The 21,898-nt window shown below is 38.8% G+C and carries 21 protein-coding genes and 1 pseudogene; 17 read left to right on the top strand and 5 right to left on the bottom strand.

Annotation, left to right across the window (positions count from 1 at the left end; translation table 11 throughout):
• Positions 1-14: 14 nt before the first annotated feature.
• On the bottom strand, positions 15-776 hold the full coding sequence (locus ACFFIX_RS10120; protein ID WP_378933376.1) for an IclR family transcriptional regulator: 762 nt from the start codon (positions 774-776) through the stop codon (positions 15-17).
• A 392-nt stretch (positions 777-1,168) separates the two neighbouring features.
• Here ACFFIX_RS10120 and kduI point away from each other — a divergent pair, with 392 nt between their 5' ends.
• From kduI to ACFFIX_RS10180, 12 genes are all read left to right on the top strand, one after another.
• Positions 1,169-1,999 carry a 5-dehydro-4-deoxy-D-glucuronate isomerase gene (gene kduI, locus ACFFIX_RS10125; RefSeq protein ID WP_378933581.1) on the top strand — a complete coding sequence of 277 codons (831 nt, stop codon included), beginning with the start codon at positions 1,169-1,171 and terminating at the stop codon, positions 1,997-1,999.
• A 52-nt stretch (positions 2,000-2,051) separates the two neighbouring features.
• On the top strand, positions 2,052-3,017 hold the full coding sequence (locus ACFFIX_RS10130; RefSeq protein ID WP_378933379.1) for a C-terminal binding protein: 966 nt from the start codon (positions 2,052-2,054) through the stop codon (positions 3,015-3,017).
• Positions 3,018-3,049: 32 nt separating this feature from the next.
• Complete coding sequence (locus ACFFIX_RS10135; RefSeq protein WP_378933382.1) at positions 3,050-4,081, top strand: TRAP transporter substrate-binding protein; 1,032 nt, start codon at positions 3,050-3,052, stop codon at positions 4,079-4,081.
• A 16-nt stretch (positions 4,082-4,097) separates the two neighbouring features.
• Positions 4,098-4,583, top strand: a complete 486-nt coding sequence (locus ACFFIX_RS10140; protein WP_378933385.1) for a TRAP transporter small permease — start codon at positions 4,098-4,100, stop codon at positions 4,581-4,583.
• Between the two features lie 31 nt (positions 4,584-4,614).
• Positions 4,615-5,910: a TRAP transporter large permease gene (locus ACFFIX_RS10145; protein ID WP_378933584.1), complete on the top strand. Its 1,296-nt coding sequence runs from the start codon at positions 4,615-4,617 to the stop codon at positions 5,908-5,910.
• Positions 5,911-6,026: 116 nt separating this feature from the next.
• Positions 6,027-7,031 carry a zinc-dependent alcohol dehydrogenase gene (locus tag ACFFIX_RS10150; protein WP_378933387.1) on the top strand — a complete coding sequence of 335 codons (1,005 nt, stop codon included), beginning with the start codon at positions 6,027-6,029 and terminating at the stop codon, positions 7,029-7,031.
• A 15-nt stretch (positions 7,032-7,046) separates the two neighbouring features.
• Entirely contained in the window at positions 7,047-7,802 is a 756-nt protein-coding gene (gene kduD / locus ACFFIX_RS10155; protein ID WP_378933389.1) for a 2-dehydro-3-deoxy-D-gluconate 5-dehydrogenase KduD, read from the top strand.
• A gap of 55 nt (positions 7,803-7,857) precedes the next feature.
• Positions 7,858-8,781, top strand: a complete 924-nt coding sequence (locus ACFFIX_RS10160) for a DMT family transporter (protein ID WP_378933392.1) — start codon at positions 7,858-7,860, stop codon at positions 8,779-8,781.
• A gap of 22 nt (positions 8,782-8,803) precedes the next feature.
• Positions 8,804-9,568 (top strand): 2-dehydro-3-deoxy-D-gluconate 5-dehydrogenase KduD, encoded by a 765-nt coding sequence (kduD, locus tag ACFFIX_RS10165; protein ID WP_378933394.1) that lies wholly within the window; start codon positions 8,804-8,806, stop codon positions 9,566-9,568.
• A gap of 116 nt (positions 9,569-9,684) precedes the next feature.
• Entirely contained in the window at positions 9,685-10,632 is a 948-nt protein-coding gene (locus ACFFIX_RS10170; protein WP_378933397.1) for a sugar kinase, read from the top strand.
• 83 nt (positions 10,633-10,715) lie between these two features.
• Complete coding sequence (locus ACFFIX_RS10175; RefSeq protein ID WP_378933400.1) at positions 10,716-11,336, top strand: bifunctional 4-hydroxy-2-oxoglutarate aldolase/2-dehydro-3-deoxy-phosphogluconate aldolase; 621 nt, start codon at positions 10,716-10,718, stop codon at positions 11,334-11,336.
• A gap of 99 nt (positions 11,337-11,435) precedes the next feature.
• Complete coding sequence (locus ACFFIX_RS10180; RefSeq protein WP_378933402.1) at positions 11,436-11,678, top strand: hypothetical protein; 243 nt, start codon at positions 11,436-11,438, stop codon at positions 11,676-11,678.
• 276 nt (positions 11,679-11,954) lie between these two features.
• Here the strand turns inward: ACFFIX_RS10180 and ACFFIX_RS10185 are convergent, their stop codons facing one another.
• Positions 11,955-12,149 (bottom strand): IDEAL domain-containing protein, encoded by a 195-nt coding sequence (locus ACFFIX_RS10185; protein WP_378933405.1) that lies wholly within the window; start codon positions 12,147-12,149, stop codon positions 11,955-11,957.
• Positions 12,150-12,387: 238 nt separating this feature from the next.
• Here ACFFIX_RS10185 and ACFFIX_RS10190 point away from each other — a divergent pair.
• Positions 12,388-12,596 (top strand): annotated as a pseudogene (locus ACFFIX_RS10190) (LLM class flavin-dependent oxidoreductase); the annotation flags it as partial.
• Between the two features lie 1,386 nt (positions 12,597-13,982).
• Here ACFFIX_RS10190 and ACFFIX_RS10195 read toward each other — a convergent pair.
• The 3 genes from ACFFIX_RS10195 to ACFFIX_RS10205 form a co-directional block, all read right to left on the bottom strand.
• Entirely contained in the window at positions 13,983-14,372 is a 390-nt protein-coding gene (locus ACFFIX_RS10195; protein WP_378933408.1) for a cupredoxin domain-containing protein, read from the bottom strand.
• A gap of 575 nt (positions 14,373-14,947) precedes the next feature.
• Positions 14,948-15,337, bottom strand: coding sequence for a hypothetical protein (locus ACFFIX_RS10200; protein WP_378933411.1), 390 nt, complete (start codon positions 15,335-15,337; stop codon positions 14,948-14,950).
• The gene (locus tag ACFFIX_RS10205; protein ID WP_378933414.1) at positions 15,337-15,876 is read right to left on the bottom strand and encodes a hypothetical protein; all 540 of its coding nucleotides are present in this window, start codon (positions 15,874-15,876) and stop codon (positions 15,337-15,339) included. The genes ACFFIX_RS10200 and ACFFIX_RS10205 overlap by 1 nt, the downstream gene beginning before the upstream one ends.
• A gap of 343 nt (positions 15,877-16,219) precedes the next feature.
• Here ACFFIX_RS10205 and ACFFIX_RS10210 point away from each other — a divergent pair, with 343 nt between their 5' ends.
• Genes ACFFIX_RS10210 through hydA form a run of 4 tightly spaced genes read left to right on the top strand, consistent with a single transcriptional unit; the run spans position 16,220 to position 21,867 of the window.
• The gene (locus tag ACFFIX_RS10210; RefSeq protein WP_378933417.1) at positions 16,220-17,701 is read left to right on the top strand and encodes an aldehyde dehydrogenase family protein; all 1,482 of its coding nucleotides are present in this window, start codon (positions 16,220-16,222) and stop codon (positions 17,699-17,701) included.
• A 13-nt stretch (positions 17,702-17,714) separates the two neighbouring features.
• Positions 17,715-19,100: an NAD(P)-dependent oxidoreductase gene (locus tag ACFFIX_RS10215; RefSeq protein WP_378933420.1), complete on the top strand. Its 1,386-nt coding sequence runs from the start codon at positions 17,715-17,717 to the stop codon at positions 19,098-19,100.
• 31 nt (positions 19,101-19,131) lie between these two features.
• Positions 19,132-20,400, top strand: coding sequence for an NAD-dependent dihydropyrimidine dehydrogenase subunit PreA (gene preA, locus ACFFIX_RS10220; RefSeq protein WP_378933423.1), 1,269 nt, complete (start codon positions 19,132-19,134; stop codon positions 20,398-20,400).
• A 54-nt stretch (positions 20,401-20,454) separates the two neighbouring features.
• On the top strand, positions 20,455-21,867 hold the full coding sequence (gene hydA / locus ACFFIX_RS10225) for a dihydropyrimidinase (RefSeq protein ID WP_378933426.1): 1,413 nt from the start codon (positions 20,455-20,457) through the stop codon (positions 21,865-21,867).
• Positions 21,868-21,898: the final 31 nt, after the last annotated feature.

Raw genomic sequence — 21,898 nt, forward strand, 5'->3', positions numbered from 1 at the left:
CAGCTAACAATATATCAGGCACGATATCCTAATTGACGGGAAATAATCATTGAAGTTTCTCGGACTTTTCTAACTAGTTCGTCATTCACTCGTTCCATTGTAATACGGTTACTTGGACCGGAAATACTGAAGCTGGCAATTACTTTACCTTGAAAATCCCATATCGGTGCAGCAATGCAGCGGATGCCTTCTTCATTTTCGATATTATCCAATGCGTAGCCTTGTTTTATTACAGTTTCAACTTCTTCTGTTAGCCGATCTTTTGTTGTAATGGTCTTAGGAGTTTTCGTTTTAAAGTCAGTTCTTTCAACAACTTCTTCGTAATTATCCCCACTCATGCCGGAAAGCAAAATTTTACCTACAGCAGTACAGTACATAGGCGCACGGCTACCAATTCGAGAGAACATCCGAATTGTTTGATTGCTTTCAATTTTGTCAACATACATCACTTCACCATTATCTTCAATACATAAATGGATCGTTTCATTTACATCTTCAGAAAGGTTTTTAAGAAATGGTTGGGCAATTTGAATAACATTTACATTACCTAAAATATTACGTGATAAATAAATTAGTTGGTAACCAAGTTTGTATCTGTCTGTCTCTCCATCTTTAACAACGTAGTTCATATTCAAAAGTGTAGATAAAAGCCGGTGGGTAGTGCTTTTAGATAGACCAACTTGATCCGATAAGCGGGTAATCTGGATTCCATCAGGATAATCTGACAAAACATTTAATAGAGTGAGTGCACGTTCTAAAGATTGAACATTTGACATAAATTCCCTCATTTCTAAGTGTAAATAGAATTTTTTTATAAAAAAGAGTCACTAGTAGAAATACTATTAAAATTTTGAAATGCCGTTCCATTTTATCATATTAGAATCAACCTGCTTTGTATATAGGAAAAACAAGGTCAAAAGAAGCTACCATCATGATGGAAAATAAATTTATCTTTATATTGAAAAAGTTCAGAAAACATGTATAATTAGATTATGGAATGCAGTTCCACTGTGTGGAACACGAAATAAATGCAAGTTATTTCAGCACACCTATTTTTTTAAGGGCTATCATGTTCACTTTTGAAAGCGTAATCAATGGCTCTTAAGAAGAGTATCGTTCTTCCAAACCGAAAAGTTATAAAAAATCTAAAAAGAGGAGTGTTATGAATATGAAAGTTCTTTATGCTCATCATCCAGAAGATGTTAAACATTACACTACCGAGAAACTGCGAGAAGAATTCTTAATGGAAAAAATTTTTGCTAAAGATAGTATTGAACTCTCATACAGTCATGTAGACCGTATTATTTATGGTGGTGCCATGCCTGTTGAGGAAGCGCTTACGTTAGATATTGGAAAAGAATTAGCTGCATCCTATTTCTTAGAGCGTCGTGAGTTGGGAGTAATCAACGTTGGGGGAGATGGAAAAATTAATCTCGATGGAGAAGTTTACGAGATTAACAATAAGGAAGGTATTTACATAGGCCGCGGTACGAAGGAAGTGTTATTTGAGTCAAACGATTCGTCGAAACCTGCTAAGTTTTACTTGAATTCTTGCCCAGCACACAAAAGATATCCGACAGTCAAAGTCAATTTAGAAAATGCGATTGCACGTCCACTAGGTGAAGATGCTGCCATGAATAAACGGACAATCTATCAATTTATTCATCCTGATGTACTTGAATCTTGTCAGTTAAGTATGGGAATGACAGTGCTAGAGGATGGAAGTGGTTGGAATACCATGCCGTGTCACACCCATGAACGACGAATGGAAGTCTACTTCTACTTCGAAATGGAAGGAGATACACGGGTATTTCACTTGATGGGACAGCCACAAGAGACTCGTCACATTTTAATGAGTAATGAACAAGCTGTATTGTCGCCAAGTTGGTCAATCCATTCTGGAATAGGTTCGCGTAACTATACCTTTATTTGGGGTATGTGCGGAGAGAATCAAGATTTTGATGACATGGACCATGTGGCGATGAAGGATTTACGATAAAAAGTAATCCTTGAATAGAATGTAATTATCATAATTAAGAAGGTGAAGACCATTGGAAAATCAGAGAGTTCTCGTTACGGATTGCGATCACGAAAATATTGAAATTGAAACTAATATACTCAACAATGCATCAGTATCTTTCGAACTAAAGCAATGCAAAACAGAACAAGATTTAATTGAGGAAGGTAAAGGTGTTCAGGTGTTCATTAATCAATATGCTCCGATTACAGAAGGTGTTATGGCGAATCTGCCGGACTTGAAGTTGGTTGTTCGGTACGGCGTAGGAGTGAATAATGTTGATCTTGCTGCAGCAACCAAATACGGTGTGCAAGTTTGCAACGTACCTGATTACGGGGTAAACGAGGTAGCTGATCATGCGCTAGCCCTTATGCTTGCATTAACTCGAAAAATAACATTGATGAACAACCTTGTTCGTAACGGTGTGTGGGATTACCAAAAAAGTATTCCTGTTTTCAGACATAGCGAACAAACTGTAGGAGTAATTGGGGTAGGTCGTATTGGAACTTCGTTTGCAAGAAAGGTACATGCACTTGGCTGTAAGGTCATTGGCTACGATCCGATGTACCGTGGTAACAGCCCTAAACAAGTTCCTGATTTTATGGAACTAGTGGAGCTTGATGAATTACTAGAAAAATCAGATGTTGTTTCCATTCACTGCCCACTTGATACAGCACGCAATTTAATTGATGAAGCAGAACTGGAAAAAATGAAGCCAACCGCTTATCTTATTAATGTTTCACGCGGAGGAATCATTAATGAAACCGCTTTAGATCAAGCTCTAGAAGGACACTGGATTGCAGGGGCGGCCGTGGATGTAGCGGAAGTCGAACCATTAGGAGCCGACTCACGTTTATTCCGTCATGATCATTTCATTTGTACTCCTCATATGGGGTGGTATTCTGAACAAGCAGCTCAGGAATTGAAACGAAAGGTTGCTGAAGAAGCAGTAAGGTTTTTGAATGGAGAGCAGATTAATTATCCGGTCAATCAAATCTAATATATTAAGAAATTAATAGGGGGTTATTGAAATTGAAAAATTCATTCAGGTCTTTAGGTATTGTTGTAACCGTTTTCCTACTTATGTTACTTGCTGCATGCGGAGGTTCTAAATCCTCCGGAGGAGATTCATCAGAAGGTGATTCTAAAAAAGCACAATTGTTAAAAGTGGCATTTAATCAACCAGAAAATCATCCGCAATTCAAAGCTATGGAAGCTCTTGGAAAAAAACTGGAAGAACGCACAAATGGTGCATATAAAATTGAGATATTTCCTAATGAATTGCTTGGTGCACAGCGTGAAACCATTGAACTCGTTCAATCTGGAACGATTGGAATGTCCATCGTTGCAGGAAGCTTAATGGAAAACTTTAATGAAGAATTCGTTGTTTTCAATCTACCATATGTTTTTGATTCCAAAGAACATCAAATGTCAGTCCTGAATGACCCGGAAATTGTAGGTGACTTATATAAGTCTGTTGAAGACAAAGGAATGACAGTTTTAGGCGCGTTCCATGGTGGGGTACGAAATGTTTATAACAAGGAAAAACCAGTTAAAACACCGGAAGATTTGGCTGGTATGAAAATCCATATTATCGAAAGTGATACAAACATAAAGATGATGGGATTAATGGGTGGTACTGGTACACCAATGGGTCAAGGGGAAGTGTATACAGCAATCCAATCTGGCGTAATTGATGGTGGCGAAAACAACGAACTGATTTATTCAAACCTAAAACACGTTGAAATTGCACCGTACTATTCTTATACACAACATTTAATGTTTCCGGATTATTTGATCATTAACACAGACATTCTTAAAGGCATGTCAAAAGAACACCAACAAATATTTAAGGAAGAGTTAGCAGCTGCTATTGATATTGAAGTTGAGATGTGGGACAAGGATGTGGAAGCAGCGGAAAAGTCAGCAAAAGAAGCTGGTGCGAAGTTTAATGAGGTGGACACTAAGGTTTTCCGAGATACTGTACAGCCATTAATTGAAGAAAAATTAACATCTGATAATGCAAAATCGTTATACGAAAAGGTACGTAAAGCAGCAGAATAATTGATGGAGTGATCGTATGAAAGTTATCAAAAATATCTTAGACAAAGTACTAGGAGCTCTGTGCATTGCCTTGTTTGGTTTCCTTGTCCTACTCGTCACATGGCAAGTTATCACTCGATTCGTATTTAACGACCCGAGTGTTATTTCAGAAGAACTGGCGAAATATTGCTTCGTCTGGCTAGTGCTGTTCGGGTCTGCTTATGTATTTGGGGAAAATGGACATATGGCAATTGAATTTATTAAAGATAAGTTACCTACCAAATTGAAATTGGGTGTGGAAGTGTTTATTGAAATTGTGGTGATCTTGTTTGCTGCTCTTGTTCTTGTTAAGGGAGGCTTCAATGCAACCAGCCTGGCTTGGACACAGATATCCGCAGCATTGCAGATTCCAGTAGGATATTTATATGCAGCACTCCCAATCAGTGGAATATGTATCATCTTTTATTGCTTCTTTAATATTTATTTGATTTTGACAAAGCAGAAACCATTAGAACAGTTATAGATTTTGCACGAAGGGAGTAAATCATATGGATATTGCTGTTCAGGCCGCACTGATACTATTCATTGGAGTTGCGTTCTTGTTGATTATTGGCGCCCCGATCAGTATTAGTGTCGGAGTTGCCTCTGCAATTGCCATGTTTGCAATAGTAGATGTGGATAATGGATTGCTGACGTCGGCACAACGAATGTTTACTGGAATGAGCTCGTTCACATTGCTGGCGATACCATTCTTCATTTTAGCAGGTGTCATCATGAATAACGGAGGAATTGCCATCAGGCTGGTTAACTGCGCGAAAGTTCTAAGTGGTCGTTTACCAGGGTCTCTCGCGCATACAAACATCGTAGCGAACATGATGTTTGGTTCCATTAGTGGATCAGCTGTTGCCGCTGCTGCTGCAGTCGGTGGGACGATGGGGCCTCTTCAGGAAAAAGAAGGGTACAAACGTGAGTTTAGTGCAGCTGTTAATATAGCTTCTGCTCCAACAGGGATGCTCATTCCCCCAAGTAATACTTTAATTGTATACTCACTCGTCAGTGGTGGTACATCAATTGCAGCCTTGTTTATGGGAGGTTACATACCAGGAATTATATGGGGACTTGCTTGTATGGTTGTAGCATTTATTATGGCTAAACGGTATGGCTATAAAAGTGATGAGGGAGTCAGCTTTAAAACAGGATTGCTTGTATTTCTAGATGCCGTCCCAAGTTTGTTGCTAATAGTGATTGTAATAGGGGGAATTATCGGAGGGGTCTTTACCGCTACCGAAGGTTCAGCAATTGCGGTTGTCTATTCATTACTATTGTCATTCATTTACCGCACTATTAAAATAAAAGATTTGCCGAGGATTTTGTTGGAGTCTACGAAAACAACGTCCATCGTTATCTTTTTAATCGGTGTTTCTTCCATTATGTCATGGGTCATGGCCTTCACTAATATACCAGGCATTATAGCAGATGCACTTCTTGGATTTTCGGATAATATGTTCGTGATTTTATTAATCATGAATATTGTTTTGCTAATAGTAGGGACATTTATGGATCCAACGCCGGCAGTATTAATTTTCACACCAATCTTTTTACCAATTGCGCTAAGCTTTGGCATTGATCCGGTTCATTTCGGAATTATGATTGTTTTTAACCTTAGTATCGGAACTATAACACCGCCAGTTGGTCCTGTATTATTTGTAGGGGCAAAAGTGGCGAATTTAAAGATTGAAAATGTAGTTAAACCGTTGTTACCATTCTTTGCTGTCACCATTCTTGTGCTATTGTTGGTGACTTATATTCCACAACTGTCATTGTTCATCCCAGAATTATTTGGCTTATAGCTAAATGATGGTAGTAATCTATAGATAATAATGAAAAAGGGGATCGGGTACAAGTGACGTGGAAGCGAAACTGTACCCGCTTTAAATAGAAAAGAAATTATTAAGGAGTGTCCACTATGAAAGCAATTGTATACGAAGGTCCTCAAACTGTTTCTTTTCAAAACAAAGAACTGCCAAAAGTAACGGAAGGGTGGGCGCTTATTAAGACATCCTATGTTGGGATATGTGGAACTGACTTAAACATTTATGCCGGTGTCCATCCCCGTGCAACTGCTCCACTCATTATGGGACATGAATTTTCAGGAACAATCGTTAGTGGTCACCCGACCTTTATTGAGGGGACTCCTGTTACCGTAAATCCTCTGTTAACTTGTGGGACCTGTATTCCTTGTTCTACCGGACAAAGCCATGTTTGTGAAACATTAAAATTAATTGGTATAGATTGTGATGGTGGAATGGCTGAGTTTGTAAAAGTACCAGTGGATAGAGTTATTCCACTACCAGATGGCATTTCGTTAGAGGCAGGTGCATTGACAGAACCAGTTGCTGTTGCTGTACATGCAGCGAGACAAGGCGGCTACATGCCTGGTGATCATGTTGTAGTGTTCGGAGCTGGAACAATCGGTTTATGTGTTGCACTTACTTTAAGAAATTACGGCGCTGTTCATGTCACGGTTGTAGAAACGAATGAGTTACGTTTGAAAAAAGCGGAGGAACTCGGATTCGGAATAGTTAACCCAACTACAGAAAATGTGAAGGAAGCCATTTTAGCACGTACCAATGGTACCGGTGCTGATTTTGTTTATGATTGCGCGGGTCATCCTTCTGTTGTTTCGCAGGTAACAGATATTGTTAAGGTGAGAGGCAACATAGTAATTGTAGCAGCATACAAGAAGCCTGCAGAAGTAAACTTACTTCAAGGAATGTTTAAAGAGCTATCCATTCGTTTTGTTCGTGTATACACAGATAAAGATTTTGAAATCGCAGCAGAATTACTTAAAAGTGATAAAGACTTTGAAAAAATCATAACTCATATACTGTCTCCTGAGGATGCTAAAAAAGGTTTTAACTTACTAACTAGTCAAACAGACGCAGTGAAAGTCATGTACCAATTTAATTGAAAGAAGTGAATGGAAATGAACCAGATGTTTGATTTAACCGGAAAAGTTGCTGTCGTTACAGGTGGAAACCGAGGTCTTGGAAAGGATATGGCAATCGGACTTGCCAGTGCGGGTGCAGACATTGTGGTTATTGCACGTAATGTTAGAGAGGACGTATTAGAGGAGATCCGAAACGAAGATGTTAAAGCAATCAGTATTGACTACAATCTTCGTGATTTCGAAGGTTATGATACCCTCGTTGATCAAATCATTAGCGAGATGGGTGGAATAGATATCCTAGTGAACAATGCTGGTGTTCAAAAAAGACATCCTTCTGTTGAGTTTCCAAAAGAAGATTGGGACTTTGTTATGGATATAAACGCTAATTCTGTGTTTTTCCTTTGTCAGAAAGTTGGTAAACAGATGATCAAACAAGGAAAAGGAAAGATCATCAATATTGCATCATTGTTATCATTTCAAGGTGGACTTAATGTACCAGCATATGCGGCGAGTAAGGGGGCAGTAATTCAATTTACAAAGGCGTTGTCGAATGAATGGGCCAAGCTAGGTATCAATGTAAATTGCATCGCACCGGGTTATATGGCAACGGATATGAATACTGCAATAATAGAAGATAAAACACGAAATTCACAAATTTTGGACCGTATTCCTGCGGGACGCTGGGGTAAACCGGAGGATATGCGCGGGGCAGCGATTTTCCTAGCATCAAACGCATCTGACTATGTCCATGGACATACGATTGCTATAGACGGTGGCTGGTTAGGTAGATAAGCCAAGTTTTTTTGACATCTAAAGGTGAAAGGCTTGGAAAGAAGGCGTGACATTAGTGAATCATGTCAAGATTTACCTGATTTTGATTGCTGTAATGTTTGTATGGGGACTGAATTTACCTGCCGTAAAATATTTAACCACACAAGTAGGGCCAGTTACGATGACCTCAATGCGAATTTTTATTGCAGCTGTGATGGTATTTGCTATATTGCATTTCATGGGATTGGTAAGGAAACCAAACCGTAAGGAATGGGGATATATCATAGCTGGAGCAATGTTAAACGTAGTAATTCATCACTATTTCATATCGGTTGGCTTAACAATGACCACTGGCTCAAATGCAGGTCTTATACTTGGAACGGGGCCAATGTTGACTGCAATTTTTGGATCACTATTACTTCGTATGATTCCATCAGTTATGCAGTGGTTAGGGTTTATTTTCGGATTGGCGGGTGTGACTCTTACCGTCATTGCTGGAAGTGGTAGCGCAACTATGATTTCCCTTGGTGATCTATTTGTTTTTATATCAGTAATTGTGCAAGTTCTTAGTTTCCTTGTAATTAGTAAAGCGTCGAAAACCTTGGATCCACGTTTATTAACGGGCTATATGTTCTTAATTGGGTCATTGTTTTTGTTCGTGATAAGTATAATCCAAGAACCGAAAGAACTGAGGGCGTTTCAATCTGTTACTCCGATGTTCTGGATTGCATTTTTCACCTCTGGGATGTTCGCCACTGCTATCGGTCATATGCTATATAACTTTGCCGTTGGGAAAGTTGGTCCTGCTAAGTCAGCAATTTTTATAAATTTAAATACTTTATTCGCACTGTTGGGTTCGGTTGTAATGCTTGGAGAAGAAGTAACCATTGTACATTTGATCGGATTGGTTCTTATTGTTTCAAGCGTGCTCCTAGGGTCAGGAGCCGTGGAAGAATTATGGATGAAACGTAAAGAAAAACAACATTCCATCCAAGCATGATGATTTCAAAGGAGGTTTTTTTATGGCATTCAATATGGATTTCTTTTCATTAAAAGGGAAAACGGCCTTGGTTACTGGGGCAAGAACGGGGATAGGGCAGGCAATTTCAGTTGGTTTAGCAGCAGCTGGAGCACACGTATTATTGCTAGGGCATCGTGATAATCTAGGTGAAACGAAAGCGAAAATTGATGATATCGGTGGTACCTATGAAACTATTTTAATAGACTTGAGCGATGTATCTTCTATTCGTGAACAACTAAAGCCCGTTCTGGAAAAGCATTCAATTGATATTCTGGTAAACAATGCGGGTGTCATCCATCGTGAACCAGCAGTCGACTATAAAGAACAAGAGTGGCTCCGTGTGATGGATGTAAATATTAATTCTGTTTTTGTATTGTCACAAGAAATTGGTAGAGGAATGGTTGAAAGAGGCTTCGGAAAAATAGTCAACATTGCGTCGCTACTTTCATTCCAGGGAGGATTGTTTGTTCCAGCATACACTGCGAGTAAACATGCGGTAGCAGGATTAACGAAAGCCTTAGCTAATGAGTGGGCTGGGCAAGGTGTGCAAGTAAATGCAATTGCACCTGGTTATATTGAGACCAATAATACAGAAGCCATACGCAACGACAAGAATCGTAATGAAACAATTTTAGATCGGATTCCAGCTGGCCGATGGGGTGAGTCGGATGACCTTGTAGGAGCAGCAGTGTTTCTAGCATCAAAAGCATCTGATTATGTCAGTGGTCACGTCTTGGTTGTTGACGGTGGATGGATGGGGAGATAAAACTTCCGTAATTTGTGTACTATTTACCTAATAAATAGATTGCTAGGCAATGATAATAAGTACTTGGAATCTGACATACTTACCTTATTTCGAGAGCTGAGAGGAAGAAGAACGTTATGGATATTATTACAATCGGGGATGGCATGATAACGTTTGATCCCCAGACAAAAGGCCCGCTTCGTTTTGTGCATCAGTTTGAACGAAAGATCGGTGGTGCAGAATTAAATGTAATATTAGGCTGTGCTAGGTTAGGTTTAAAAGCCGGATGGATCAGTCGTCTAGGAAAAGACGAGTTCGGCCGTCATATTATAAACACTATACGAGGAGAAGGTATTGACGTTTCTAAAGTGAAATTGGTAGAAGGATATGCAACTTCTCTGAACTTTAAAGAGGTTCAGGAATCAGGATCTGGTCGCACTTTCTACTACCGTACCAAATCACCAACAGAAACATTAACACCAGAATTGTTGCCGGAAGAGTATATTCGTAATGCGAAAATATTACATGTAACTGGTGTATTCCCAGCTATTCAAGAGAACAATCGTGCTGTCATTTTACGAGCACTGCAAATAGCAAAAGAACATGGGGTAAAAATTTCGTTGGATCCGAATATCCGGCTGCGTCTTTGGTCGAAAGAACAAGCGAGAATCACAATTCGTTCCTATTTACAGTTTGTTGATTATTTACTAGTTGGTCGGGAAGAGCTAGAGCTTATCTTTGAAACTTCTAATGATCAGGAGTTGATTGAAGCGATCAAGCTCTATTCATTTGAGCAAGTAATTGTAAAAGATGGTGCTAAAGGTTGCTATTCACTTATCAACAATGAATGGGTCCATGTACCAGGAACACATGTTGCCAAGGTGGTCGATACAGTTGGCGCGGGTGATGGGTTTGACGCAGGCTTTCTCTACGGAACTATTCAAGGATGGCCGATTCAACAAACACTTGAGTTTGCCAATGCGATAGGAGCAATGGTTGTTCAAGTTAATGGTGACAATGAAGGACTACCATATTTAGAAGAGGTCGAAGTCTTTTTAGGGTCACGGGAAATGATTGAGCGGTAAGTGGTAGTTGTACTATTAATAAATAGTAGGTGAAAGCTGAAACAGCTTGTTCATCGAAAATATTTGAAAGGAATGGACTCATCATGATAATTGACAAACTTAAGCAAAACCCGATTATTCCGGTACTACGAAAAATACCATATGATAAAAGTTCAGCAATTGTGCAAGCATTATTAAATGGTGGTATACATGCTGTAGAAATTACGATGGAAACGGATCGTGCCGAAGACATTATCCGTGAATCGGTGTCATTATTCGGTGGTCAATTAATTGTCGGAGCTGGCACAGTGTTAGACGTCGAAGACTGCAGACTTGCTATTGACGCAGGTGCACAATTTATTGTAGCACCAGTCCTAGATGAGGACGTAATTCGTTATTCATCTGAACGAGGCATTCCTGCAATTCCTGGTGTATTCACCCCGAGTGAAATGTTACGTGCGTTTAACCTAGGGGCTCCCATGATTAAACTATTTCCTGCGTCCGTTCTTGGTCCAAACTTTATAAAAGATGTAAAAGGTCCACTAAGTCATATTCCTATAATGAGCACTGGTGGAATAACTATGGATACTGCGAAGGATTACTTGGATGCAGGTGCAACAGCAGTCGGTGCCGGAGGAGCTTTAATACGTAAGGACTTTATTGAAGAAAGTAATTGGGACGGTCTTGCGGCGGAAGCACTAAAGTGGATGGCTCGAATCAGGTAAATAAGTTTAAGTTCGTTTGGCAACTTATAAATAATAAGATTTATCATCACTTTTTGTGATTTAAATACTATAAAAAGCAATAAGTTAGAAAAAAATTTGGTGAAAGTTTGCATTTGCCATTCGTCTCCGATTCGAACACTAGAGTTGATTGTTCATATAGGATTGAAAAATGGTGATGTTGCTTTTAGAGGATACGGAATTATTGACCAAGAAGGTAAAGTTGTTTTTAAAACAGCAAATCGCCATTGGGTAGAACAGTTGGATAAGACGGTAAAAAGATTAAGGAAGAATACAACAAACTACAGGAATAAAGAAAGTAAGCAAGTAAGACATAAACCGTAGATACCTATCTGCGGTTTATTTGAATGTGCGCCCGGCATGGGTGGGATTTATAGGGTGCGAGGTCCGAATCTGTGAAGGCAGAAGTAACAGTTAGCTTAACGCAAGGGTGTCCATGGTGATGTGGAATCTGAAGGAAGCGAGCCATAATTATAAATCGGTAAATAGAGTAATCTATGTCTTAAAGAATAAGATTGGGCTTCCTTTCTTCCTATAATTTTCAATTATATTAAGGTTATTTTTTTTAATCTTTAAACTTTACCGATAAACATACAACAATTAAGAAATGTTCTTTAATTCCTTGATTAATCGTAGGAATTCTCTTTTGTTTCTGTCTAGTAAGGACTGGTCGATTTTCTTTTGAATTTTCTTTTTTCGGAAATCAAGCAGAGCTTTGTCAAACACCATTTCAGCAAATAGAGAATCCATGATATTTACCTCAGGTTGTGGTGAATTAAACAAATTCTTTTCCATAAGAAATCAACTCCTTGACCTTTTTTCTATTATCCTAACCATTTTCGGACTATTCAAACACTTGAAATTGGTAATTTGAGAGAGTAATAAAAAGAAACGTACTTTTTCTACATATTTTGTACGAGTCATTTCATAAGAAAAGAGGAACCGTTCGTAAAAGTACACTTTTGCGAACGGTTAATTTTTTTCTTGAATTGATGTTTTTCTCGTTCATACTTAACTTCGACACTTTTATGTGATGATGTACGTAGGCGATTCAAATACGGTAGCAGAAAAAATTATTCACATTCGAAAGAACGTGGCATCACACGCTTTGTGCTGCATGTACCAATTGGCACGATGCCTCATGAGGATGTGATGAAAGCGACCGAGTTGTTAGGAAAAGCGCCAAAGGTTCGAGAGGAAGTTGCAAGATGGAAAGCTGAGGGTGAAGGAGTAGGGAGTTAGATCTTGTGCTAGATGCTTTTTAGTTCTAATCACAAACGCTCCTCCTAGATTATCAAAAAATCGTTAATACCGAGAACTATTATGTAGCTCAAGAGGAACCATCTATAAATTTAATAAATGTTAAATTCCCTTTCCTCTGAAAAACTGGATAGTTCCTTGATGAATTGGTATAATTTTATTATAATTTAGATAAGAATAAAAAGAGATCAGATGTTTAGGCAACATCTGATCTGGCAACTACATGCCGCAAAGTGAGCGGCTAACCGATTCAATAAGTATTTACAAAAAAGAAGTAACTACCCATACACCTTGGTGAGGAGGGGCGGTTACTTCTTTTTGTTTTGACCTAACATAACTACAATAGTTAAAGCACCTATCAAAACTAGGTTTGAATACAGTGCAATAGATATGTCGTCATCTTTCCACCTCCCCTCAAGGGAAGTGGCTAACCGCCCACCCTGCTTATGTAGTTGTTATCTTTAGTTTATCATTTCTCTTTTCAAACTACTAGATAAATAGAAACGTACGTTCCTGTTTTGTTTAGTAGGTTGTCTAGATTTAAGAGGCATAATTTACATGTTTCATTGCTCATATCAGCATTTGTAACTCATTTTCTTAATGAAACTTAAAAACAATATGATCAAATTGATTCTTTTCATAAGAAAGGAGTACAGATAGGTCGTTCAGGATCGTATAGTGCTGGGGGTTTAGTGATTGAAGGTTCTGCTGACATGCCATTCAATAGAAATTTGGTGATTTTTACAAAAATGCTCAGGATTTGTTAAAAAAACATAGATAATGTATTAAAATAGTAATAGGGACTATTTTCATATTCATTTAGAACATTTAAGGAAGTGACCAGTATTGATCCAAGCAGATAATTTAGTGAAAATCATATATAGAAGACACAACAATAAGAAATCAACAAATCCTTGATGAAGTATAACCATTAGCGAGAAGAATCATGGATTCGTTTGTTTCTAAATATAGTGATCGTGATCAATATTTACTCCAACAGGCAAAAATAGACCCTAAAATGAGCTTCATCGTTTTTTTATGTTTATTGAATATTATTTGAGATAAACGAACCTCATCAGAAATAGGTTTAAAAAAATACACCTTTCCACCTCATTCTAAATGGTTTATACGTTACCATACATTATATTTACCATTTATTAGAGGTGGAACTATTATTAATAATCCAAACATCAATATCCTGTGTAATGAAAAATAAGCTTAATAAAAAATCTCTCTAAAACTTAACCGATAATACTAATGAGAGACATCCGTTAGTGGAGGAAAGTTAGCTGTTATGATGATGTCTGGGTAATAATAAGTAAATTTCCTTTGCCTATTAAAAAGGTAAGGCCTTATTGGCCCTGCTTTTTATTTGACTATTACTTTTCCAACCATTCCTTCCTGGAAATGGTACCGACATATCAGTTCATATGTACCGGGCTGTTTCGGTTTCACGGTAATGTTTTTTTCTTTTCCTGGCTGGACCTCGGCGTCAATTCCGAGCTTTTCCACTGTGAAGGTGTGCTCTTTCTTACCTTTGTTTTTCAATATCAACGTTGTGGTTGTTCCATTCGGAATAGTGATGATTTTCGGATTAAAATAATCATCGTTCAACTCGACCTCAATCGATTTCACCGTCTCCATAGGCTGAGTTACAACACCGGATTCAGCAAATACGCCGAGTGAGCCTAGAGTTGTCACAACCACAACCATTGCAAGCACAACGACCAATCCTGTTACCCACTTTTTTACAGACATTCGCAATCCCTCCTTTCCTAAACACTATTATTTTCTAATTCATAAAATATTATTACTATGATTTAAGCATTTCCTTAATCATATGGATTTTATCCTGGGTAAACTGCTCATGAAGACTAGGTGAATTAGGTGTGAATTCCTTATTACTCTCTGTGTACTGCCTTTTGTCTTAACATAAATACAATAGTTAAAACACCTATCAAAACTAGGTTGAATACAGTGCAATAGTTATTGCTTCGTATGTCGTCATCTTTGCCACCTCCCTTCAAGGGAAGTGGCTAACCGCCCACCCTGCTTATGTAGTTGTTAACTTTAGTTTATCATTTTTCTTTTCAAACTTCTAGATAAAAAGAAACGTATGTTCTGTTTTAGTGTTAATCAATGTACATAATCCCCCTATGTAGTTCTTTATGTCAATGACTAAAATTTGTTTAAGTGAAAAAATGCGATGATCAATTTGTGTAGTCTAAGTAAAAAACAGAGAGTTTTAACTTCAAGCAACAGAGATTGTTTGTTTCAGTGGCCTCCTCATGCAGTACTGGTTTTTTTTGCCCTTAAAAGAAGGGCTTGTTCTGTTACTTATTCTCTTTATTGTATTGATCGAGCCCTTTTTTAAATAGATCCAGAATGATATCATGTTGCGTTTTGCTCATAATATGATTTTTAATTTCGTTCAATTCAGCTACTAATTCTGCATCTAAATGAAGATTGATCGTTTTGCCTATATCCTGAGGTAAGATTTCAATAGCGCTATCTTTTTCTTTTGCTTGACCTTTAACAAGCATATCCTCATCAAACCAGGCCTTTTCTGGAATTAATATTCGTTCTCCCTCAAAAAATATTTCTGAAAGATCTTCCTTAAAGGAAATATCGATGAGATTATTGGCTTCTCGATTGGCTTCTCTCATTTTTCTTGCAATTTCCTGGTTTGATATGGTGTTTTTAAGCCTGATTTTTGCTTTCACTATTTATTCACATCCCCGGTTACTAGTGTTAATTCTCTCTCTTTTATATCTTTAATTATTTCATAAGTCCCTTCAATTTGAAGGTTATAGAGAAATTCACCCTTATTTAAATCGCAGTTAATAACAATTCCAATTGTATGATCAAATTCAGGATTAGTTACCAGCACGCGGTCAAGTACTTCAAATTCAGGCAGTAAAAATCCTTTTTCATATAAAAAAGTCAATGCATGAACTTTAGGATATAAAAACCGTTTCTTTCCTTGTTTGGAATGTAGAGCCCAAAACCTTTCTTTCTCATCAATGACTTCCCCTAAATAACCTTCATCCGCCCATCTTTTTATAGTGGACATGTTAATGTTCTTGCCGACTTTCTTGTAAATTAAATTGACAAGTTCTTTTGAGGAAACAAACTTTTCACGTTCTTTTTCTTGTTCATCTAAAGCGTCTAGCTGCTCTCGTAGTTTTTGCAGGTCTTGCTGGTAAGCTTTCACTTTCTCGTCAATTAATTTAATGTTGGCTTCTAACTCATTCCTTTTCAACCTTTTTCACTTCTTCCCCTAATATTTATATCGGAAAAATAAACATATCTTCATTTTACAATAAATTAATTTAAAAAAATAAATTCATGAATAATTTATAGGTAAAAAACAATTAATTTAGTGAAAAGAACCTTATGGATATATTAAATATTAACAGATATCATTTTTAAATATTTATTTTTTTGATTTTATTAAAAAATATAATAATAATGCAATCATTATGATTGACAATAAGTTATTGATATCATATGATTATTTTAAGAATATTAAGAATAATCAACTAAGGGATTTAAAGGATAATCAATGATTGAGAAACCGTAAGCATTGGAGGGGGACACAGTAAATGAAAGTTTCAGAAAAGACGAAGGTTTTTAAAAACCTCATTGGCGAAAACTGGACAACATCTTCAACTGGCAAGACATTTTTAGTGACTAATCCGGCAGATACAAGAATAGAACTGGGCATTTGCCAACAGTCAAGTGAGGAAGATGTATTAGAGGCCGTCGGAGAAGCTAAAAAGGCATTAAAAAAGTGGCGAAATGAAGCGGCTCCTGAACGCGGGCAATATATTTTGCGTGCAGCTACGTATATTGAAGAACGGTCGGAAGAGTTTATTAAACAATTAATCTTAGAAGTAGGCAAATCGTATGCTGATGCAAAAGCAGAAGTTATACGAACTATAAGGGTAATGAGGTACCTGGCTGGTGAAGCTGAACGTTTAACAGGAGAAACGATTCCCTCTTGGGACAAAGAAGTAATTGGCTATACGAAGCGGGAGGCTATTGGTGTGGTAGGGATTATTACCCCATGGAATGTTCCGCTGGGTATTGCATCCTGGAAAATAGCTACCGCCCTCACATGCGGATGCACTGTCCTATTTAAACCTTCAAGCCAAACGCCATTAGTGAGTTTATGGCTGGTGGAAGCGTATCGGGAAACAGGCTTGCCGTCAGGTGTCCTTAACTTTGTTACAGGGCCTGGATCGGTGGTAGGAAATGCCATTGCCAATCATCCCGATATTAAAGCCATCTCCTTTACTGGTTCTAACGGTGTAGGCCTAGCGATTAATCAGCTTATTGCAAAACGGGGAGCGCGCTTCCAGGCAGAAATGGGAGGGAAAAATCCTTTTGTCGTTTTAGAAGATGCAGATTTGGAACTTGCCACCGATCATGCGATTGCCGGCGGCTTTGGAGAGAGTGGACAGAGATGTACGGCAACAAGCCGGATTATTGTTCTAAAGGCCGTTGCAGAAGAATTTATCGCACTTCTTAAAAAGAAAGTAGAGAGCTTGAACGTTGGCAATCCGATTAAAGAAGGTACACAGATGGGGCCAGTTATTGACCAAGGTTCCATGGAAAGTATTTTAGAGTATATCGACATTGCCAAAAATGAAAACGGGGTTTTAGTTACCGGCGGCGAACGCTTAACAGAAGGCGAGCATGCCCTTGGTTATTTCGTAGCTCCGACTGTTTTCCGGAAAATCACTCCAGACATGACGATTGCTCAGGAAGAAATATTTGGACCGGTTCTTAGTGTGATGGAAGCAGATGATTATGAACAGGCGATGGAATGGGCTAATAATATCGAATACGGCCTATCTTCTACTATTTATACAAATAATCTGGAAAAAGCAATGAAGTTTGTTAACGGCATTGAAGCAGGATTTACACATGTAAATATGCCTTCAACTTATAGTGAACCCCATTTTCCATTTGGAGGAATCAAAGGAACAGGGATTGGCGGATTTAGGGAAGTGGGAAGTACAGCTATAGATTTCTATACGGAGTATAAAACCGTGTATATAAAGCCGCACGGAAATAAGTGAGGAGGGGATAAGTATGCATTTAAACCGAGTAAAGAATAAAAAGATTTCATTAGATGATTTAAGAGTGAATTTTAGTGAACTTGAGCCAGCTTTAACAACAAAGGAAGCTGCTGATGAATCCAATCGCTGTCTTTATTGTTATGACGCACCGTGTATCAAAGCTTGTCCGACAGGCATTAACATTCCATCTTTCATTAAGAAAATTGCTTCCGGCAACTTGAAAGGTTCTGCAAAAGTTATCATGGAAGCGAACCCGGTCGGCGCCAGCTGCGCACATGTGTGCCCGACAGAAGAATTATGTGAAGGCGCCTGTGTGCTGAACGATGCTTCTCTTCCAATCATGATTGGAAATTTGCAGCGTCATGCCACCAACTGGGCTATTCAAAATAACGAGCAGTTGTTCCAGGCAGGTGAAGCCAACGGGCAAACTGTTGCCATTATTGGCGGTGGCCCTGCAGGGTTATCTACTGCACGTGAACTGGCTCGTCTTGGATACCAAGTGACAATTTTTGAAGCGAAGGAAAAAGCGGGCGGACTGGATACATACGGTATTGTCTCATTCCGATTGCCTCAGGAAGTATCGCTTTGGGAAGTAGAACAAGTCGAGAAATTAGGGGTAGTAATCCGTACAAATACAAAGGTAGGCAGGGACATCCAGGTAGAGGAAATTGTCAATAACTATGACGCTGTTGTTTTAGCGATTGGTATGTCAAAGGTTCCAATGCTAGGTATTCAAGGTGAAGATGCAGAAGGTGTATATGATGCGATAGATTTTGTAGAAAACACAAAAACACCACCATTTGACCAGCAATTTATTGGGAAGAAAATTGTAATAATTGGAGCTGGGAATACGGCTATTGACGCTGCTACTTGTTCTGTTCGCTTAGGAGCAGGCGATGTTAAAATGGTCTATCGTCGGACAGAGGCCGAAATGACCGCTTACGAATTCGAATATGAATTTGCCAAACAAGATGGAGTGGAGTTCAGATGGCTAACACAACCTACAAAAATTATTAAAGATGACAGCGGTAAAGTAAAAGCCTTGGTGTGCGTAAAAATGGAACTCGGAGAGCCCGATGATTCAGGACGTCGTCGCCCAGTCCCGGTAGTAGGATCTGAATTTAGTATGGAAGTGGACGGAATCATTAAAGCAATTGGACAAACTCGTTATGTCAACCTTATTGAAGAGTTAGGATTAGAACATAATAGAGGCATCGTAAAGATTGATATTAATACCCATCAAACATCGAATCCAAAAGTATACGCAGCAGGTGATGTCATTTTTGGTGATGGGCAAGGAGAAGCGATGGTTGTTACTGCGGCACAACAAGGCAAACTGACAGCCCACTCAATTAATAAAAACTTAATTACCAATAAAATGACAATGGAAACCGTATAATTGAAACTTATTTTAGGCAGGAGGAATTCAAATGGCAGACTTACGTGTCAACTTTGCCGGCATTAAAGCACCGAATCCTTTTTGGTTGGCTTCTGCTCCGCCAACAAACTCTGGCTATCAAGTGCAAAGAGCATTTGAAGCAGGCTGGGGGGGAGCGGTTTGGAAAACATTAGGGGATCCAATCTTGAATGTATCGTCTCGTTTCGCAGGAACCCATTTTAACGGACAGCGTGTTGCCGGGTTCAATAATATTGAGTTAATTACAGACCGCCCGCTTGAAGTAAATTTGAAAGAGATTTATGAGACAAAAAAGAGATTTCCTAATCATGCAGTTATCGCTTCAATAATGGTTGAGCCTAGGCAGGAAGCCTGGCATGAAATTGTAAAAAAAGTGCAGGATGTCGGAGTGGATGGTTTCGAATTAAACTTTGGCTGTCCGCATGGGATGGCAGAGCGCGGTATGGGAGCAGCATCTGGCCAGGTGCCTGAATTAGTTGAGAAACAAACGTATTGGGCAAAGGAAGTTGCTGAAGTGCCAGTAATCGTAAAGTTAACACCTAATATTACTGATATTACTGCGACAGCCTATGCAGCCGTCCTTGGCGGGGCAGATGCGATTAGTATGATTAATACGATTAATAGTTTAGCAGGAGTAGATCTTGATTCTTGGAAGACCTTCCCTAACGTCGCAGGAAAAGGGGCACATGGCGGTTATTGTGGCCCTGCCGTTAAACCGATTGCTTTAAATATGGTGGCAGAATGTGCGCGCCATCCTGAGATTAATGTGCCGATTTCAGGAATGGGAGGGGTGTCGACCTGGAAGGACGCAGTTGAATTTATGCTAATGGGTGCAGGAAGCATTCAGGTATGTACAGCAGCTATGCATCATGGTTTCAGCATTGTTGAAGACATGATTGATGGATTAAATAACTATCTTGATGGCAAAGGTATCGCTAACCTTGATGGGATTATTGGTAAATCAGTTGGGAATTATTCTAACTGGGGCAACCTGGATTTGAATTATAAAGTGATTGCTCGTATTAACAATGATGTTTGTATTAACTGTAACAAGTGTCATATCGCTTGTGAGGATACATCCCATCAATGTATTGACATGCTTACTTCAGAAAACGGAAATTCCTATCTTGAAGTCCGTGAAGAAGATTGTGTAGGCTGTAACTTATGTTCAATTGTTTGTCCTGTGGATGGTGCAATTGACATGATTGAAATTCCGAACGGTGAACCGATGACTTGGAATGAACGCCAAAAAGCTATCAAGCTTCCAGTCTGCAATTCTTAAATCAGAATGGACTCTTTTGCCATCACGCTCGTAGAAAAAAAGGAGGAATATCTGATGAAAAAATTAATAAAAAATGGAACAGTGGTCACTGCAACCGATCAATATGAAGCTGATGTCCTAATCGAAGATGGAATAATCGCAGCTATAGGCAGAAATTTAAAGGAAAATGTAGATGAAATCATTGATGCAAAAGGTGCTTATTTATTCCCTGGAGGCATTGATCCTCATACGCATTTAGATATGCCTTTTGGAGGATCTGTCACATCCGATGATTTTGAAACAGGTACCATTGCAGCTGCATATGGGGGAACAACAACCGTTATTGACTTTTGTTTAACAGATAAAGGCGTACCATTAAAAAATTCGATTCAAACCTGGCATGAAAAGTCAAAAGATAAGGCCGTAATTGACTATGGTTTTCATCTTATGATCAGTGAGGTTAACGAAAATGTGCTAAATGAAATCCCTAAAATCATCGAGGAAGATGGGATTACTTCATTTAAAGTATTTATGGCTTATAAAAATGTATTTCAGGCTGACGATGGAACCTTGTTTCGCACACTGTTAACGGCAAAGGAACATGGCGCACTTGTCATGGTTCACGCTGAGAATGGGGATGTCATTGACTACTTGGTTGATAAGGCATTGAAAGAGGGCAATACAGATCCTATCTATCATGCATTAACAAGACCACCGGAAGTGGAAGGGGAAGCTACGGGAAGGGCTGCACAATTAACGGGGCTTGCTGATTCGCAAGTTTATGTGGTTCACGTATCATGCGCAGCTGCAGTAGAGAAAATTGCGGAAGCCCGTCAAAAAGGATATCAAGTATGGGGGGAAACGTGCCCGCAGTACCTTGTACTAGATCAGTCCTATTTAGAAAAACCAAACTTTGAAGGCGCCAAGTACGTATGGTCTCCTCCTCTTCGTGAAAAATGGAACCAGGAAGTATTATGGAATGCCTTGAAAAACGGTCAATTGCAGACACTTGGTTCTGACCAATGTTCATTCAATTTTAATGGCCAAAAAGAATTGGGCAGAGGGGATTTTACAAAGATTCCAAATGGAGGACCAATTATCGAAGACCGTTTCAGCCTTTTCTATTCGGAAGGCGTGGAAAAAGGACGTATTTCCATCAATCAATTTGTTGATATTGTTTCTACACGAATTGCCAAGCTGTTTGGGTTATTCCCTCAAAAAGGAACAATTGCTGTTGGGAGCGATGCAGACATTGTCATCTTTGATCCAAATGCTGAGAGAACGATATCCGCAGAAACCCACCATATGAATGTTGACTACAGCGCATTTGAAGGAATGAAAATTACAGGAGAACCAATTTCGGTTTTATCACGCGGAGAATTTGTTATTAGGGAAAAACAATTTGTCGGCAAACCAGGAACAGGTAAGTATCTAAAGAGAAAGCGGTTCGGGAGCAACACTAAGGCAACAGAAAAAGTCTTTCAATAAAATACTATATTTATAAATTAATAGCAGCCCC

The organism is Metabacillus herbersteinensis (assembly GCF_042433335.1).
Taxonomy (GTDB): Bacteria; Bacillota; Bacilli; order Bacillales; family Bacillaceae; genus Metabacillus; species Metabacillus herbersteinensis.

Bases quoted from the DNA above. Each gene is read 5' to 3' on its own strand.
- ACFFIX_RS10120 (WP_378933376.1), bottom strand. From the start codon at position 776: ATGTCAAATGTTCAATCTTTAGAACGTGCACTCACTCTATTAAATGTT.
- kduI (WP_378933581.1), top strand. From the start codon at position 1,169: ATGAAAGTTCTTTATGCTCATCATCCAGAAGATGTTAAACATTACACT.
- ACFFIX_RS10140 (WP_378933385.1), top strand. From the start codon at position 4,098: ATGAAAGTTATCAAAAATATCTTAGACAAAGTACTAGGAGCTCTGTGC.
- ACFFIX_RS10150 (WP_378933387.1), top strand. From the start codon at position 6,027: ATGAAAGCAATTGTATACGAAGGTCCTCAAACTGTTTCTTTTCAAAAC.
- kduD (WP_378933389.1), top strand. From the start codon at position 7,047: ATGAACCAGATGTTTGATTTAACCGGAAAAGTTGCTGTCGTTACAGGT.
- kduD (WP_378933394.1), top strand. From the start codon at position 8,804: ATGGCATTCAATATGGATTTCTTTTCATTAAAAGGGAAAACGGCCTTG.
- ACFFIX_RS10170 (WP_378933397.1), top strand. From the start codon at position 9,685: ATGGATATTATTACAATCGGGGATGGCATGATAACGTTTGATCCCCAG.
- ACFFIX_RS10175 (WP_378933400.1), top strand. From the start codon at position 10,716: ATGATAATTGACAAACTTAAGCAAAACCCGATTATTCCGGTACTACGA.
- ACFFIX_RS10185 (WP_378933405.1), bottom strand. From the start codon at position 12,149: ATGGAAAAGAATTTGTTTAATTCACCACAACCTGAGGTAAATATCATG.
- ACFFIX_RS10195 (WP_378933408.1), bottom strand. From the start codon at position 14,372: ATGTCTGTAAAAAAGTGGGTAACAGGATTGGTCGTTGTGCTTGCAATG.
- ACFFIX_RS10210 (WP_378933417.1), top strand. From the start codon at position 16,220: ATGAAAGTTTCAGAAAAGACGAAGGTTTTTAAAAACCTCATTGGCGAA.
- ACFFIX_RS10215 (WP_378933420.1), top strand. From the start codon at position 17,715: ATGCATTTAAACCGAGTAAAGAATAAAAAGATTTCATTAGATGATTTA.
- preA (WP_378933423.1), top strand. From the start codon at position 19,132: ATGGCAGACTTACGTGTCAACTTTGCCGGCATTAAAGCACCGAATCCT.
- hydA (WP_378933426.1), top strand. From the start codon at position 20,455: ATGAAAAAATTAATAAAAAATGGAACAGTGGTCACTGCAACCGATCAA.